Consider the following 16,200-nt stretch of genomic DNA (forward strand, 5'->3'; position numbering starts at 1 on the left):
GGAGGGCTACGCGATCGCCACCGTCGCCCGCCGGGCCGAGGTGCCGGTGCGGCTGGTCAAGTACGTCAGCGACGAGGCCGACGACGGCGCGGCGCCGGCGCCTTCTCGATGGCGGCGGGGGAGTACACCTCGGTCGCCTCCCAGCGCGAGCTGGTGGAGGCGGAGATCGAGGCCGAGCGGATCGAGCTGCGCCGCAACCCGCACGGCGAGCTCGCCGAACTCGCCCAGCTGTACGTGGCCAAGGGCGTGGAGCCGGAGCTGGCGCACGAGGTGGCCCGGCAGCTCTCCCGAGACCCCGAGAAGACCCTCGCCGTGCACGCCCGCGAGGAGCTGGGCGTCGACCCCGACGACCTGCCCTCGCCGCTGGTCGCGGCCGCCTCCTCGTTCGGCTGCTTCGCGCTGGGCGCGCTGCTGCCGCTGCTGCCGTACCTGCTGGGCGCGACGGCGCTCTGGCCGGCGCTGATCGCCTCCGCGCTGGGCCTGTTCCTGTGCGGCGCCGTGGTCGCCCGGGTGACCGCGCGCAGCTGGTGGTTCAGCGGCCTACGGCAGCTGGCGCTGGGCGGCGCGGCCGCCGGGCTGACCTTCCTGCTGGGCCGGCTCATCGGTGGACAGCTCGGCTGACCTCGTGCGATGCCACAGCGCGCCGCATGGATATGCCGAGCGGTGCGTGACGTTCCACACATGGGCCGGTGGTCCATGCCTGTTCTACGCTCTCCGCGGCGGCTTCCGGCCCTCGATTCCATCCCGGCACTCGGTCGTGCGGGATGGAATCGCAGGAGCAGTGTCCACGCGTGCATGGCCAGGGCGTTTCGGCTCTGTTTCACCCGCGCGACCGTTGGGCACACTGGTGGAAACACGCGCACCGTTGCGCGTTGCGCCGGGCCGGTCCTACTAGCCGGTAACCGCTGCTGACCTGCGGGTTATGTCCGCCATGTGGACGCCTTGTTCCACTTCGCAAGATGTCCGGCATCATGTAACCTGCACGAAAATTCGCAGAGGGCCAACGTCGTCCCTTAATGCACCAAGCCCCTCCGGCCCCCCGGCCGGACGGTGTGCTCCCAAGCCACAAGACGACGACGGGAGAGCCGATGCTGTCTGCATCCATGCACTCCGCCAACGAGCCCGCGCAGGCCAGCCGCCCGTACGCGCTCGTTCCGGATGCGCGACCTGCTGCTCAGGGCCTGTACGACCCGCGGAACGAGCACGACGCCTGCGGCGTCGGTTTCGTCGCCACGCTGACCGGCATCGCCGACCACACTGTCGTCGACCAGGCGCTGACCGTCCTGCGCAACCTGGAGCACCGCGGCGCCACCGGCGCCGAGCCGGACTCCGGTGACGGCGCGGGCATCCTGACCCAGGTCCCGGACGCCTTCCTGCGCAGCAAGGTCTCCTTCGAACTGCCGGCCGCCGGCTCCTACGCGGTGGGCATCGCCTTCCTCCCCGACGAGGACGCCGCCGACGCCGCCGCGGTCGCGGCCGTCGAGGCCGTCGCCGCCGAGGAGGGCCTGACCGTCCTCGGCTGGCGCGACGTCCCGGTCACCCCGGACCTGCTCGGCGCCACCGCCCGCTCGGTCATGCCGCGCTTCCGCCAGCTCTTCGTGTCGCACGGCGAGAAGGCCGGCATCGAGCTCGACCGGATCGCCTTCGTCGTCCGCAAGCGCTCCGAGCGCGAGGCCGGCGTCTACTTCCCGTCGCTGTCCGCCCGCACCATCGTCTACAAGGGCATGCTGACCACCGGCCAGCTGGAGCCCTTCTTCCCCGACCTGTCGGACCGGCTCTACGCCTCCGCCGTCGGCCTGGTGCACTCGCGGTTCTCGACCAACACCTTCCCGAGCTGGCCGCTCGCCCACCCGTACCGCTTCGTCGCGCACAACGGCGAGATCAACACGGTCAAGGGCAACCGGAACTGGATGACCGCCCGCGAGTCCCAGCTCGCCACCGACCTCATCCCCGCGAACGCCAACGGCCGGGGCCTGGACCGGATCTTCCCGATCTGCACCCCGGACCACTCCGACTCGGCCTCCTTCGACGAGGTCCTGGAGCTGCTCCACCTCGGCGGCCGCTCGCTGCCGCACGCCGTGCTGATGATGATCCCGGAGGCGTGGGAGAACCACGCCACCATGGAGCCGGCCCGCCGCGCCTTCTACCAGTACCACTCCAACCTGATGGAGCCCTGGGACGGCCCGGCCTGCGTCACCTTCACCGACGGCACCCAGGTCGGCGCGGTCCTCGACCGCAACGGCCTGCGCCCCGCCCGCTACTGGATCACCGAGGACGGCCTCGTCGTCCTCTCCTCCGAGGTCGGCGTGCTCGACATCGAGCAGGAGCGGGTCGTCAAGAAGGGCCGCCTGCAGCCCGGCAAGATGTTCCTGGTCGACACGGCCGAGGGCCGCATCGTCGAGGACGAGGAGATCAAGTCCGCCCTCGCCGGCGAGCACCCCTACGAGGAGTGGGTCGCCGCCGGGCAGATCCAGCTCGCCAAGCTCCCCGAGCGCGAGCACATCGCCCACACCCACGCCTCGGTGACCCGCCGTCAGCAGACCTTCGGCTACACCGAGGAGGAGCTGCGCGTCATCCTGGCGCCGATGGCCAAGACCGGTGGCGAGGCGCTCGGCTCGATGGGCACCGACTCGCCGATCGCCGCGCTCTCCGAGAAGCCGCGCCTGCTGTTCGACTACTTCGTGCAGCTCTTCGCGCAGGTCACCAACCCGCCGCTGGACGCCATCCGCGAGGAGCTCGTCACCTCGCTGCTGAGCAATCTCGGCCCCGAGGGCAACCTGCTCGACGCGCAGCCCTCGCACTGCCGCTCCGTCGGCATCACCTTCCCGGTGATCGACAACGACGAGCTGGCCAAGCTGATCCACATCAACGCCGACGGCGACCAGCCCGGCCTGAAGGCCGTCACGCTGTCCGGCCTCTACAAGGTGTCGACCGGCGGCGCCGGCCTCGCCACCCGCCTGGCCGAGATCGCCGCCGAGGCCGACGCCGCGATCGCCGACGGCGCCCGCATCGTCGTCCTCTCCGACCGCCACTCGGACGCCGAGCACGCGCCGATCCCGTCGCTGCTGCTCACCTCCGCGATCCACCACCACCTGATCCGCACCAAGCAGCGCACCCAGGTGTCCCTGATCGTCGAGGCCGGCGACGTCCGCGAGGTGCACCACGTCGCGCTGCTGGTCGGCTACGGCGCCGGCGCGGTCAACCCGTACCTGGCGATGGAGTCCGTCGAGGACCTGGTCGCGCAGGGCGTCTTCATCCAGGGCGTCGAGCCCGAGAAGGCCATCAAGAACCTGATCAAGGCGCTCGGCAAGGGCGTGCTCAAGGTCATGTCGAAGATGGGCATCTCCACCGTGGCCTCGTACCGCGGCGCCCAGGTCTTCGAGGCGATCGGCCTCTCCCAGGGGCTGGTCGACGGCTACTTCGCCGGCACCACCACCAAGCTCGGCGGCATCGGCCTAGACGAGATCGCCAAGGAGACCGCCGCCCGCCACGCCAAGGCGTACCCGGCCTCCGGCATCCCGGCCGCGCACCGCGCGCTGGAGATCGGCGGCGAGTACCAGTGGCGCCGCGAGGGCGAGCCGCACCTGTTCGACCCGGACACGGTCTTCCGCCTGCAGCACTCCACCCGCAACAAGCGGTACGACATCTTCAAGCAGTACACCTCCCGGGTGAACGAGCAGTCCGAGCGCCTGATGACGCTGCGCGGCCTGTTCAAGCTGGACGCCAAGGACCGCACCCCGATCTCGATCGACGAGGTCGAGCCGGTCTCCGAGATCGTCAAGCGGTTCTCCACCGGCGCCATGTCGTACGGCTCCATCTCGCGCGAGGCGCACGAGACCCTCGCCATCGCGATGAACCGCCTCGGCGGCAAGTCCAACACCGGTGAGGGCGGCGAGGACCCGGACCGCCTGTACGACCCGGAGCGCCGCTCCGCGATCAAGCAGGTCGCCTCCGGCCGCTTCGGCGTCACCAGCGAGTACCTGGTCAACGCGGACGACATCCAGATCAAGATGGCCCAGGGCGCCAAGCCCGGCGAGGGCGGCCAGCTGCCCGGCCACAAGGTGTACCCGTGGGTCGCCAGCACCCGGCACTCCACCCCGGGCGTCGGCCTGATCTCCCCGCCGCCGCACCACGACATCTACTCCATCGAGGATCTGGCCCAGCTGATCCACGACCTCAAGAACGCCAACCCCGAGGCCCGCATCCACGTGAAGCTGGTCTCCGAGGTCGGCGTCGGCACCGTCGCCGCGGGCGTCTCCAAGGCGCACGCCGACGTGGTGCTGGTCTCCGGCCACGACGGCGGCACCGGCGCCTCGCCGCTGACCTCGCTCAAGCACGCGGGCGGCCCCTGGGAGCTCGGCCTCGCCGAGACCCAGCAGACCCTGCTGCTGAACGGCCTGCGCGACCGCATCGTCGTGCAGACCGACGGCCAGCTGAAGACCGGCCGCGACGTCGTCATCGCCGCCCTGCTGGGCGCCGAGGAGTTCGGCTTCGCGACCGCCCCGCTGGTGGTCTCCGGCTGCATCATGATGCGCGTCTGCCACCTGGACACCTGCCCGGTCGGCGTCGCCACCCAGAACCCCGTGCTGCGCGACCGCTTCTCCGGCAAGCCGGAGTTCGTGGTGAACTTCTTCGAGTTCATCGCGGAGGAGGTCCGCGAGATCCTCGCCGAGCTGGGCTTCCGCTCGATCGAGGAGGCCGTCGGCCACGCCGAGCACATCGACGCCCAGGCCGCGATCGGCCACTGGAAGGCCGCCGGCCTCGACCTGGCGCCGCTGTTCCACGTGCCCGAGCTGCCGGAGGGCGCGGCCCTGCACAACACCACCGTGCAGGACCACTCGCTCGACAAGGCCCTCGACAACCAGCTCATCGAGCTGGCCGAGGACGCCCTGGAGCGCGGCGAGGCCGTCCGGATCCAGCTGCCGATCCGCAACGTCAACCGCACGGTCGGCACCATGCTCGGCCACCGGGTGACCAAGAAGTACCGCGGCGAGGGCCTGCCCGAGGGCACCATCGACGTGACCTTCACCGGCTCCGCCGGCCAGTCGTTCGGCGCCTTCGTGCCGAAGGGCGTGACCCTGCGCCTGGAGGGCGACGCCAACGACTACGTCGGCAAGGGCCTGTCCGGCGGCGTCATCGTCGTCCGCCCGGCCCGCGACGCCGCGGCCATCGGCGCCGACGCGCAGAACCACGTCATCGCCGGCAACACCATCGGCTACGGCGCCACCAGCGGCCGCGTCCACCTGCGCGGCAAGGCCGGCGAGCGCTTCGCCGTCCGCAACTCCGGTGCCACCCTGGTCGTCGAGGGCGTGGGCGACCACGGCCTCGAGTACATGACCGGCGGCCGGGTCGTCGTCCTCGGCGAGACCGGGCGTAACCTGGCAGCGGGCATGTCCGGCGGCATCGCGTACGTCCTCGACCTGCGCCCGGCCAACGTCAACGGCGGCATGGTCGGCATCGAGGCCCCCGACGCCAAGGACCGCGACTGGCTGCGCGAGACCGTGCAGCAGCACTACGAGGAGACCGGCTCCACCGTGGCCGCCGAGCTCCTCGCCGACTGGGGCGGCGGCGTCTCCCGCTTCTCCAAGATCATGCCCACCGACTACAAGGCTGTGCTCGCCGCCAAGGATGCCGCTGAGCGCGACGGGCTCTCCGAGTCCGAGACCACTCGCAAGATGATGGAGGCGGCACATGGCTGACCCGAAGGGCTTCCTGACCACCCCGAAGCAGCTGGCCGAGCGCCGTCCCGTGGACGTCCGTCTGCGGGACTGGAACGAGGTCTACGTCGAGCGCAGCCTCCTGCCGATCATCACCAAGCAGGCCGGCCGCTGCATGGACTGCGGCATCCCGTTCTGCCACAACGGCTGCCCGCTCGGGAACCTCATCCCCGAGTGGAACGACCTGGCCTACCGGGACGACTGGACGGGCGCCATCGAGCGCCTGCACGCCACCAACAACTTCCCGGAGTTCACCGGCCGCCTCTGCCCGGCGCCCTGTGAGTCGGCGTGCGTCCTCGGCATCAACCAGGACGCGGTGACCATCAAGAACGTCGAGGTCACCATCATCGACAAGGCCTGGGACCGCGGCGGCGTCGCCGCGCAGGTCCCGGAGCGCCTGTCCGGCAAGACCGTGGCCGTCGTCGGCTCCGGCCCGGCCGGCCTGGCCGCCGCCCAGCAGCTCACCCGGGCCGGCCACACCGTGGTCGTGTACGAGCGCGCCGACCGCATCGGCGGCCTGCTGCGCTACGGCATCCCCGAGTTCAAGATGGAGAAGCGGCACATCAACCGCCGCATCGAGCAGATGCGCGCGGAGGGCACCCGCTTCCGCACCGGCGTCCACGTCGGCGAGGACATCACCGGCCAGCAGCTGCGCGAGCGCTTCGACGCGGTCGTCGTCGCGGCCGGCGCCACCACCGCCCGCGACCTGCCCGTCCCGGGCCGGGAGCTGGCCGGCATCCACCAGGCCATGGAGTACCTGCCGCTCGCCAACAAGGTGCAGGAGGGCGACTACGTCGACTCCCCGATCAGCGCCAAGGGCAAGCACGTGGTCGTCATCGGCGGCGGCGACACCGGCGCGGACTGCGTCGGCACCGCCCACCGCCAGGGCGCGGCCTCGGTCACCCAGCTGGAGATCATGCCGCGCCCCGGCGAGGAGCGCCCCGGCCACCAGCCCTGGCCGACCATGCCGATGACCTACAAGGTCACCTCCGCGCACGAGGAGGGCGGCGAGCGGATCTACTCCGTCTCCACCACCCACTTCAGCGGCGACGAGGACGGCAACGTCCAGCAGCTCCACCTCGTCGAGGTCGAGTTCAAGGACGGCAAGTTCGAGCAGGTGCCCGGCAGCGAGCGCGCCATCCCGGCCCAGCTCGTCACCCTGGCCATGGGCTTCACCGGCACCGACGTCAAGAACGGCCTGGTCGAGCAGCTCGGCGTCGAGCTGGACGCCCGCGGCAACGTCGCCCGTGACGGCAAGTTCGCCACCAACGTCGAGGGCGTGTACGTTTGCGGTGACGCGGGTCGCGGCCAGTCGCTCATCGTCTGGGCGATCGCCGAGGGCCGCTCCGCCGCAGCCGCGGTGGACAAGTACCTCGGCGGCAAGACCCCGCTGCCCGCCCCGATCCGCCCGACGGACCGCCCCCTGGTGGTCTGACACCCCGCACGACCGGAGACAACTCCGGCTGCAGTAACACCGCGACCCGCCAGAGCCGCCGGGACCCTGCGGTTGCAGCGCCTGCCCACTCCCCGACCAGTTGGGGGCAGGCGCTGCCTGCTGTTCCGGCCCGTCCGCCGCCCGTCGTCGGCATGCCGACGGCCCGCACCTGGCGTGCACTCCACGACTTTCCTGGCAATCGGCTGGGAGCGGCGTGGCGCGCCCTTCCCGCTGTCCGACCCTGGTGGCAGACTGCGCCCGACGGGCAACTGCCCCACCGGACACGGAGGTCGGCGCGATGAGCATGCTCCACACGGGCGGCGGGGTGACCGCGCACCGGCTGCTGCTGGGCTCCCAGCTGCGGCGGCTGCGCGAGGCCCGCGGCGTGACCCGCGAGGAGGCCGGCTACTCGATCCGCGCGTCCGAGTCGAAGATCAGCCGGATGGAGCTCGGCCGGGTCGGCTTCAAGGAACGCGACGTCGCCGACCTGCTCACCCTCTACGGCCTCGACCGGGGCGAGGAGCGCGCCACCCTGCTCGGCCTCGTCGCCGAGGCCAACGCCGTCTCCTGGTGGCACGGTTACGAGGACGTCGTCCCGACCTGGTTCCAGACCTACCTCGGCCTGGAGGAGGCCGCCGCCTCGATCGCCAGCTACGAGATCCAGTTCGTCCCCGGGCTGCTGCAGACCGAGGAGTACGCCCGCGCCGTCGTCCTGCTCGGCCGGCACCACGCCACCGCGCAGGAGGTCGACCGCCGGGTCGCCGTCCGGATGCGCCGCCAGCAACTGCTCGCCGGCGGCCGCACCCCCGCCCTGCACGCCGTCATCGACGAGGCCGCCCTGCGCCGCCCCTGCGGCGGACCGGAGGTGATGCGCGGCCAGCTCCGGCACCTCATCGAGGCCGCCGCCCGCCCCGAGGTCACCCTGCAGGTGGTGCCGCTCGGCACCGACCTGCCCGGCGCCGAGGCCGGCGCGTTCTCCGTCCTCGGCTTCACCGAGTCCGAACTGCCCGACGTCGTCTACCTGGAGCAGTTCACCAGCGCCCTCTACCTGGACCGGCCGACCGAGGTCGCCGAGTACGCCGCGGCGCTGCGTCGGCTCAGCGAGGCCAGCCTCTCTCCCGAGCGTTCACTGACCCTTCTCCGCTCCGTTCTCCAGGACATCTGATCGTCGGTCAGTAGGATGAGGTTCCGTCAAATCCGGTCGCGAGGGCGGACCTCACCGAAAGGCAGCGGATGTCTCACTTCACGGAACTGTCGCAGCAGTACATCGACGGCCAGTGGCGCCCCGGCAGCGGCTCGTGGGACATCGTCGACATCAACCCCTACGACGGCGAGAAGCTCGCCGCCATCACCGTCGCCACCGCCGACGAGGTCGACCAGGCGTACCGGGCCGCCCAGCGCGCCCAGCGCACCTGGGCCGCCACCAACCCGTACGCCCGCCGCCTCGTCTTCGAACGCGTCCTGCGCCTCATCGAGGACCGCGAGCAGGAGATCACCGACACGATCATCGCCGAGCTCGGCGGCACCCGCCTCAAGGCGGCCTTCGAGATCTCCCTCTCCAAGGACATGCTCCGCGAGTGCATGCAGCTCTCGCTGCGCGCCGAGGGCCGCATCCTGCCCTCCCCGGTCGACGGCAAGGAGAACCGGCTCTACCGCCTGCCGGTCGGCGTCGTCGGCGTCATCAGCCCGTTCAACTTCCCGCTGTTCCTCTCCCTCAAGGCCGTCGCCCCCGCCCTCGCCCTCGGCAACGGCGTCGTCCTCAAGCCCCACCAGGACGCCCCGATCACCGGCGGCACCCTGATCGCCAAGCTCTTCGAGGACGCCGGCCTGCCCGCCGGCCTGCTCAACGTCGTCCTCACCGACATCGCCGAGATCGGCGACGCCTTCATCGAGCACCCCGTCCCCAAGGTCATCGCCTTCACCGGCTCCGACGCCGTCGGCCGGCACGTCGCCACCGTCGCCGCCTCCCACTTCAAGCGCACCGTCCTCGAACTCGGCGGCAACAGCGCCCTCGTCGTCCTCGACGACGCCGACCTCGACTACGCCGTCGACGCCGCCGTCTTCAGCCGGTTCGCCCACCAGGGCCAGGTCTGCATGGCCGCCAACCGCGTCCTCGTCGACCGCTCCGTCCTCGACGAGTTCACCGCCAGGTTCGTCGCCAAGATCCGCACCCTCACCGTCGGCGACCCCCAGGACCCGGCCACCGACATCGGCCCGCTCATCAACTCCGCCCAGGCCGACGCCATCACCGCCCAGGTCGACGAGGCCGTCGCCGGCGGCGCCGAGGTCCTGCTCCGCGGCACCACCGTCGGCACCCTGATGGACCCGGTCGTCCTCACCGGCGTCCCGCACGACGCCCCCGTGCTGCGCCGCGAGATCTTCGGCCCGGTCGTCGTCGTGGTGCCCTTCGACGGCGACGACGAGGCCGTCGAGATCGCCAACGACACCCCGTTCGGCCTCAGCGGCGCCGTCCACACCGGCGACATCGAGCGCGGCGTCCGCTTCGCCCAGCGGATCGAGACCGGCATGATCCACATCAACGACGGCACCATCGCCGACGAGCCGATCGTCCCCTTCGGCGGCGAGAAGAACTCCGGCGTCGGCCGCCTCAACGGCGACGCCACCGTCGAGGCCTTCACCACCGTCAAGTGGATCTCCATCCAGCACGGCCGCAGCCGCTTCCCGTTCTGACGATCCCGCCCGGCGCACCACCGGCCGGGGCCCGTTGTCGGCCCCGGCCGGTAGCGTCCGCGCCATGACGGACCATCAGCTCGCCCTGCCCGACGGCCGCACCCTCCGCCACTACGACACCGGGCCCGCCGACGCCCCGCTCACCGTCGTCTGGCACCACGGCACCCCCAACCTCGGCACACCGCCCGCACCCCTGCTGCCCGCCGCCGCCCGGCTCGGCATCCGCTTCGTCTCCTACGACCGCCCCGGCTACGGCGGCTCCACACCCCTCCCCGGCCGGGACGTCGCCTCCGCGGCCGCCGACACCGCCGCCCTCGCCGACAGCCTCGGCATCGAACGCTTCGCCGTCCTCGGCCACTCCGGCGGCGGGCCGCACGCCCTCGCCTGCGCCGCCCTGCTGCCCGACCGCGTCCTCGCCGCCGCCTCCGTCGCCGGACTCGCCCCGTACGGCGCCGACGGCCTCGACTGGTACGCCGGAATGACCGACTCCGGGGTCGCCTCGCTGCGGGCCGCCGCCGCGGGCCGCGCCGCCAAGGAACGCCACCAGCGGGACCACGGCGCCGACTACGACTGCGAGTTCACCCCCGGTGACCTCGCCGCCCTGCACGGCGTCTGGTCCTGGTTCGACACCGTCGTCGGCCCCGCCGTCGCCGCCGGCCCCGCCGCACTGATCGACGACGACCTCGCCTACACCGCCCCCTGGGGCTTCGACCCCGGGCGGATCCGCACACCCGTCCTGCTGGTGCACGGCGAACGCGACCGCATCGTCCCCGCCGCCCACAGCCGCTGGCTCGCCGACCGCATCCCCACCGCCGACCTGCGGACCCGCCCCGACGACGGCCACATCTCCGTCCTCACCACCGCCGAAGACACCCTCACCCGACTGGCCGCCCGGGCCACCCCCTGAGGGCTGCCCAACCACCAGGGGGCAGCCCTCAGGGGCGCGTGGGGCACCCAGGTGGCTAGTCGCCTGCCGTGAGGAGGAATTCGTCCAGTTCGGTGCCGTACCAGCGGGTGGTGCGGCCCTGGAGGGTCATGCCGAGGCGGCGGCAGACCGCCGCCGAGGGGGCGTTGCCCGGGCGGACGACCGCCCGGATCTCCGGCAGGCCGTCCGCGAAGCCCTTCGCCACCGCGGCCCGCGCGGCCTCGGTGGCGAAGCCGTTCCCCCACGAGTCCGGGTGGAAGTGCCACCCCACCTCCACCTCGCCGTCCCCGTCCGGGAGCGGCACCAACAGCACCGAGCCGGCCACCACCCCGGTGTCGGCCCGTTCGACCGCCCACACCCCGAACCGCGGGTCCGCCGACCGTCCCCGGAAGCGCTCGACGAGCGCCAGCGCCTCCGCCTCGTCGGCGAGCACCCGCGGCTGCGCCCCCAGCCACCGGGCGACCTCCCACCGCCCGTACAGGTCCAGGGCACGCGCCGCGTCCCCGGCCTCCCACAGCCGCAGCACCAGCCGCTCGGTACGCCACACGAAGAACCACCGCCCCTTCTCGCAGAGGATCCGATCCTGCCCCCGCCGGGCTCGCCGCTGCCAGGGCCCGGGAACGGTCCGCTACTGGCCGCCGTCCTGGCCGCGTGCCGGACCGCCGTCCACGGCCCCCGTCGGCACCTGCGGCGCGCCCGTGGCCAGGTCCAGCACCACCCGGCCGTCCAGCGGGCCGGCCAGCCGGAACTGCGCCGGCGAGATGTGCGCCGCCAGGTCGCACACCGTCCCCGGCTGCACCGTCGACCGCACCCGGGCGATCAGCACCACCGCCGCGCCCGTCTCGTACGCCTCGGTGCGTTCCACCCGCTCGCAGCTGCCGTGCGCGACCCCCGCCGTCACGGTCCGCCCGTCCGCGGACACCGACGAGAACGACGCCGGTCGCGCCCCCGGCACCTCCTTCGCCGGCCCGGACGGCGGCTGCTGCGACTCCACCGCCGGATAGGTGAACGGATCGGCGTACCCCGCGATCCGGAACCGCCACACCGGGATCTCCGCCCGCCCGCGGCTGGTCGACACCTCCCGCGTCCCCGGCTCCGCGCCCGTCACCTTCAGCGGCCGCTCACAGCCTCCGTTGCACCCCGGCCTGCCCTCCGTCAGCGACCGGAACACCGCATCCGCCGACCGCAGCGGCAGCGTCAGCTGCGAACCGTCCACCCACCGCACCTGCGCCAGCCCCGAGAACGTCTGCGGCAGCCCGCCCGCCAGCACCAGCCGCCCGGATTGGTACGCGTCCTTGTCCGCACCGCTGTGGAACGCGTCCTGCGGCAGCCACTCCGCCGGCACACCCACCGGGTAGTAGCCCGACCTCCAGACCTTCTCCTGCGCCGACCCGGGCCACGCCGCCGCCACCTCGGCCGCCCGCTGCCGCGCGGGCCCGTCCGCCGTCGCGCCGCCCTCCTGCGGGCCGCCGCGCACCACCGTGCTGCCGCAGCCCGCCAGCGCACACGCCACCAGCAATGCCGGCAGTGCCGCCACCACACCCCTGCGCATCCGAGAAACCCCCTACCGGTACGAACCAACCGAACGGCAGTGGGACGCAGCGGCCCGCCGACGGGTTCCGCTCCCGCTCCCGGGGCGCGCGGACCGCCCCGGGGCGCGAGACTGGTGAGCGGTCCCGCATCCGCGCGGCCCGAGGAGGTGCCCCATGACCGAGTACGAGCTGTCCTTCCCGCACCCCGGCCAGGACACCGACGACATCGTGGTGGTTCGTCCCACCGGCACCCTCGGCCCCGGTGGGCACCCGGTGTACACCGACGACAGCGGCATCGTCCGCGCCGAGATCAGCGACCGCGACGAGGTCCGGATGCTCGCCACCGGCGGCCGCCAGGAACTCACCCCGCCGTCCACCGTCCACCGCCGCGCCTGACCCGAACCCGTACGGCCCCGGCCCGCCGCGCCCGCCCCGGCCGGCCCGGCGGGCACCGCGGCCGCGCGCACGAAAGGGACGCCGATGGACCCTGCAACCCCCGCCCTCGACGCCGGGCAGCGCCGCGCCCTCACGGCGATCAGCGAGCGCGAGGACGCCGCCTTCCGGGCGCGCGTGCCCCGCTCGCTCGCCCTGACCGCCCGGGCCCGTACCCGGATGCCCGGCGGCGTGCCCATGCAGTGGATGGCCGGCTTCTACCGCACCCCGGTGCTGTGGGTCGCCCACGGCGCCGGACCGTCCTTCACCGACGTCGACGGCAACAGCTACCTCGACTTCAACGTCGGCGACATGTCGACCGTCCTCGGCTACGCGCACCCCCGGCTCACCGAGACCGTCGCCGCCCAGGCCGCCCGCGGCGTCCAACTGTTCCTGCCGACCGAGTCCGCGCTCGCCGTCTGCGACCAACTGCGGCTGCGCTTCGGCCTCCCGCAGTGGCAGTTCAGCCTCTCCGCGTCGAACGCCAACACCGAAGCGCTGCGGATCGCCCGCGCGGCGACCGGCCGGCAGGGCGTGCTGTTGTTCGCCGGCAAGTACCACGGCCAACTGCAGGAGACGCTCTGGACCGACGACGGCACCGGACCGGTTCCGGAGGCCACCGGACTGGCCGCGCCGCCGGACGTCGCCGTCGTCGACTTCAACGACCTCGCCGCCACCGAACGGGTCCTGAGCCGCCGCGGCTGCGCGGCGGTGCTGATCGAGGGCGTGCTCACCAACTGCGGCACCGTCCTGCCCGAACCCGGCTTCCTGCCCGGGCTGCGCGAGGCCTGCACCCGCCACGGCACGCTGCTGGTGACGGACGAGACCCACACCCAGTTCGACCACTACGGCGGCGCCGTCACCCACTACGGCATCGCCCCCGACATGGTCACCGGCGGCAAGGGCATCAGCGGCGGCATCCCGATCGGCGCCCTCGGCATGATCGCCGACCTCGCCGACCTGGTCGCCGCCCAGCTCGCCGACGAACTCGGCGACACCGTCGGGCTCGCCCTCGGCGGCACGCTGTTCGCCAATGCGCTCTCGCTGGCCTGCGCCGAGGTCGTCCTCACCGAACTGATGACCCCGGCCGAGCACGAGCGGATCGCCCGACTCGGCGAACGCCTCGCCGACGGCATCGAGGCCGCCGCCCGCAGCCGCGGACTGCCCTGGCGCGCCCACCGGTTCGGCGCCCGCTCCGGCTACTGCCTGCAACCGGAACTGCCCCGCAACGCCCGCGAGGCGCACGCCGGCCTCGACCCGCTGTTCACCGACGCACGACGGGTCTACTTCGCCAACCGCGGCGTCTGGGACGCCATCGGATCCTCCGGCCCGCACGCCGGATTCGCCCACGACACCGCCGACGTCGACACCTACCTCGGCGTCCTCGACGCCTTCCTCGACGAGATGTGCGCGGCCTGAGGCCGGCAGCACACGGGGGCGCGGTCTCCCGCGCCCCCGTGGCCCGACCCGTCCCTAGAACAGCGGCACGCCCGCGCGGACCAGGCGCCAGGACACCGCGCCGAAGTCCGCCGGGTCGATGACGCCCTTGGCCTTCACCCAGGCGATCATGGTGTTGCGGATCTCGTCCGAGTTCGACCAGACCTGCTTCGCCGCCGCCACGTGCGGGAAGTTGCCGCCGCCGCCCGCACGGTAGTTGTTCACCGCCAGCACGAACTGCGCGGCAGGGTCGATCGGCGCACCGTTGAACGACAGGCCGACGATCCGCGAACCCACCGGCTGCGCCACGTCGATGTCGTACGAGACGCCGTACACCGAGTCGTAGTTGTAGTCCGGGGTGGAACCGGCGTTGGTCAGCGTGCCCAGGTCCACCGGCGCACCGGGCGCCAGCTGCGCGAAGTACCGCGCCGAGAACTCCAGGTAGTCCTTGATCTGCGCACCGGTCAGGATGCGCGCCTCCAGGGTGTTCTCGTAGATGTACAGCCCCGCCGCGTCGCGCAGCCGCACGTCGCCCGCCGGGATGACCGCGGTGCGGTTGAACGGCGCCGCCTGCGCCAGCACCGGCAGGTTCGCGTACTCGGTCGACGCCAGCGCCGCCTTCACCGTGTCGGCCTGCACCCGGCCGATCAGGTCGATGATCGGCACGTCCTTGAACGGCGCCTCGGCGATGGACAGTTCGGTCTTGCAGGTGCCGATCACCTGGTTGACGTACGCCACCACCTTCTTGTGCTGGCCCGCGATCAGCTTCACGATCTCCGGGTCCTCCGGCACGGTGTTGGAGTTCAGCACCCGCGAGCTGACCGAGGTGACCTGCCAGGAGCCGTGCGAGAACTCCACCTCGAAGTCGAAGCAGGTCAGCCGCTGGCCCCAGCACAGCGGCTCGGACAGCACCACGTTCCTGCCGGTCTGCTTGTTCACCACCAGCCGCTGCGGGATCTCCTTGTGCGCGTGGCCGACCAGCACCGCGTCGACGCCCGGCACCTCCTCGGCGAGCTGCGCCGACACGTTCTCGCCCCAGGGCAGCTGGTCGCCGTACGAGGTGGCGCCGTCCGCACCCGAGTGCGAGGAGACCACCACGACGTCCGCGCCGGCCGCGCGCATCCGCGGCACGTACTTCTTCGCCGCCTCGACGATCCCCGGGAAGACCATCTTGCCGGAGACGTTGGCCTTGTCCCAGATCGCGATGCCCGGGTTGGTCAGGCCGAGGATGCCGACCCGCAGCGGGCGGCCGTGCCCGAGGTGCATCTCCTTGATGACGTACGGCTCGAAGGCGGGCCGCTCGTTCTTGGCGTACAGCGCGTTGGCACCGAGCAGCGGGAAGTCCAGCTGCTCCTCGTAGGCGCGCAGCAGCGGGATGCCGTAGTTGAACTCGTGGTTGCCGAGGGCGGCGGCGTCGTAGCCGATGGCGTTCATCGCGGCGGCCATCGGGTGGCGCGGCGGGCGCTTGGCGGTGATCGGCTCGATGCGGGCGTAGTAGTAGGCGAGCTGGGTGCCCTGGATGGTGTCGCCGGAGTCGATCAGCAGGGTGCGGTGGCAGCCCTTCTCCTCGCGGACCTGCTTCACCAGGGTGGAGATCTTGGCGAGGCCGACGTCGTTGTGCGCCTTGTCGTCGTACTCGGCGTCGGTGAAGTAGTCCCAGTTGAGCACCCGGCCGTGCAGGTCGGTGGTGCCCATCACGGTGAAGCCCTGCTTCTGCGGGGCCTTGCGGGCGTCCGCGCCCTGGGCCGCGGCGGCGGGGGCGGCCGCGACGACCGGCAGGCCGCCGGCCAGGGCGGCACCGGCCGCGGTGGCGGCCGAGCGCGAGACGAACTCACGGCGGTTCAGGGGCATGGAGGACTCCAGCGTGGGGCGGTGACGGACGGTCGGCCGCGGTGCTGCCGACCGGTGGTGACGCGCGTAGAGAAACGCGCGTAGAAGTCTGCCGCCAAAACGCCCGCCGCGACAGCCCCCCGACGTTGCGGACAGGTGAGATGTCGGTGACCCCGACATGACCGCGACCGGTCCGCCACC

General features: G+C 72.4%; 10 protein-coding genes and 1 pseudogene. 8 read left to right on the top strand and 3 right to left on the bottom strand.

The genetic code is table 11. The features are described from left to right. Nucleotides 1-93: 93 nt before the first annotated feature. The 6 genes and pseudogenes from ABZ641_RS05095 to ABZ641_RS05120 form a co-directional block, all read left to right on the top strand. Nucleotides 94-621 (top strand): annotated as a pseudogene (locus tag ABZ641_RS05095) (VIT1/CCC1 transporter family protein); the annotation flags it as partial. A 482-nt stretch (nt 622-1,103) separates the two neighbouring features. Beyond that, the gene (gene gltB / locus ABZ641_RS05100) at nt 1,104-5,699 is read left to right on the top strand and encodes a glutamate synthase large subunit (RefSeq protein WP_344624029.1); all 4,596 of its coding nucleotides are present in this window, start codon (nt 1,104-1,106) and stop codon (nt 5,697-5,699) included. Next, a complete protein-coding gene (locus ABZ641_RS05105) occupies nt 5,692-7,152 on the top strand; it encodes a glutamate synthase subunit beta (protein ID WP_344624008.1) in 1,461 nt (486 codons plus the stop codon). The genes gltB and ABZ641_RS05105 overlap by 8 nt, the downstream gene beginning before the upstream one ends. Nucleotides 7,153-7,450: 298 nt before the next feature. Further along, nucleotides 7,451-8,317: a helix-turn-helix transcriptional regulator gene (locus ABZ641_RS05110; RefSeq protein WP_344624009.1), complete on the top strand. Its 867-nt coding sequence runs from the start codon at nt 7,451-7,453 to the stop codon at nt 8,315-8,317. 68 nt (nt 8,318-8,385) lie between these two features. Then, on the top strand, nt 8,386-9,843 hold the full coding sequence (locus ABZ641_RS05115) for an aldehyde dehydrogenase family protein (protein WP_359979288.1): 1,458 nt from the start codon (nt 8,386-8,388) through the stop codon (nt 9,841-9,843). Between the two features lie 64 nt (nt 9,844-9,907). Continuing rightward, the gene (locus ABZ641_RS05120) at nt 9,908-10,750 is read left to right on the top strand and encodes an alpha/beta hydrolase (RefSeq protein WP_359979291.1); all 843 of its coding nucleotides are present in this window, start codon (nt 9,908-9,910) and stop codon (nt 10,748-10,750) included. 55 nt (nt 10,751-10,805) lie between these two features. On the opposite strand, the gene ABZ641_RS05125 is transcribed toward ABZ641_RS05120, so the two are convergent. After that, nucleotides 10,806-11,315, bottom strand: coding sequence for a GNAT family N-acetyltransferase (locus ABZ641_RS05125; RefSeq protein ID WP_344624012.1), 510 nt, complete (start codon nt 11,313-11,315; stop codon nt 10,806-10,808). 81 nt (nt 11,316-11,396) lie between these two features. After that, nucleotides 11,397-12,320, bottom strand: coding sequence for a hypothetical protein (locus tag ABZ641_RS05130; protein WP_359979294.1), 924 nt, complete (start codon nt 12,318-12,320; stop codon nt 11,397-11,399). Nucleotides 12,321-12,474: 154 nt separating this feature from the next. Between ABZ641_RS05130 and ABZ641_RS05135 the strand changes: the two genes are divergently transcribed. Next, nucleotides 12,475-12,696 carry a DUF6296 family protein gene (locus ABZ641_RS05135; RefSeq protein ID WP_344624014.1) on the top strand — a complete coding sequence of 74 codons (222 nt, stop codon included), beginning with the start codon at nt 12,475-12,477 and terminating at the stop codon, nt 12,694-12,696. Nucleotides 12,697-12,780: 84 nt separating this feature from the next. Then, complete coding sequence (locus ABZ641_RS05140; RefSeq protein ID WP_359979297.1) at nt 12,781-14,151, top strand: aminotransferase class III-fold pyridoxal phosphate-dependent enzyme; 1,371 nt, start codon at nt 12,781-12,783, stop codon at nt 14,149-14,151. A gap of 54 nt (nt 14,152-14,205) precedes the next feature. Here the strand turns inward: ABZ641_RS05140 and ABZ641_RS05145 are convergent, their stop codons facing one another. Continuing rightward, nucleotides 14,206-16,020, bottom strand: coding sequence for a 5'-nucleotidase C-terminal domain-containing protein (locus ABZ641_RS05145; RefSeq protein ID WP_359979300.1), 1,815 nt, complete (start codon nt 16,018-16,020; stop codon nt 14,206-14,208). Nucleotides 16,021-16,200: the final 180 nt, after the last annotated feature.

This window comes from Kitasatospora sp. NPDC007106, assembly GCF_040634455.1.
GTDB lineage: Bacteria > Actinomycetota > Actinomycetes > Streptomycetales > Streptomycetaceae > Kitasatospora > Kitasatospora arboriphila.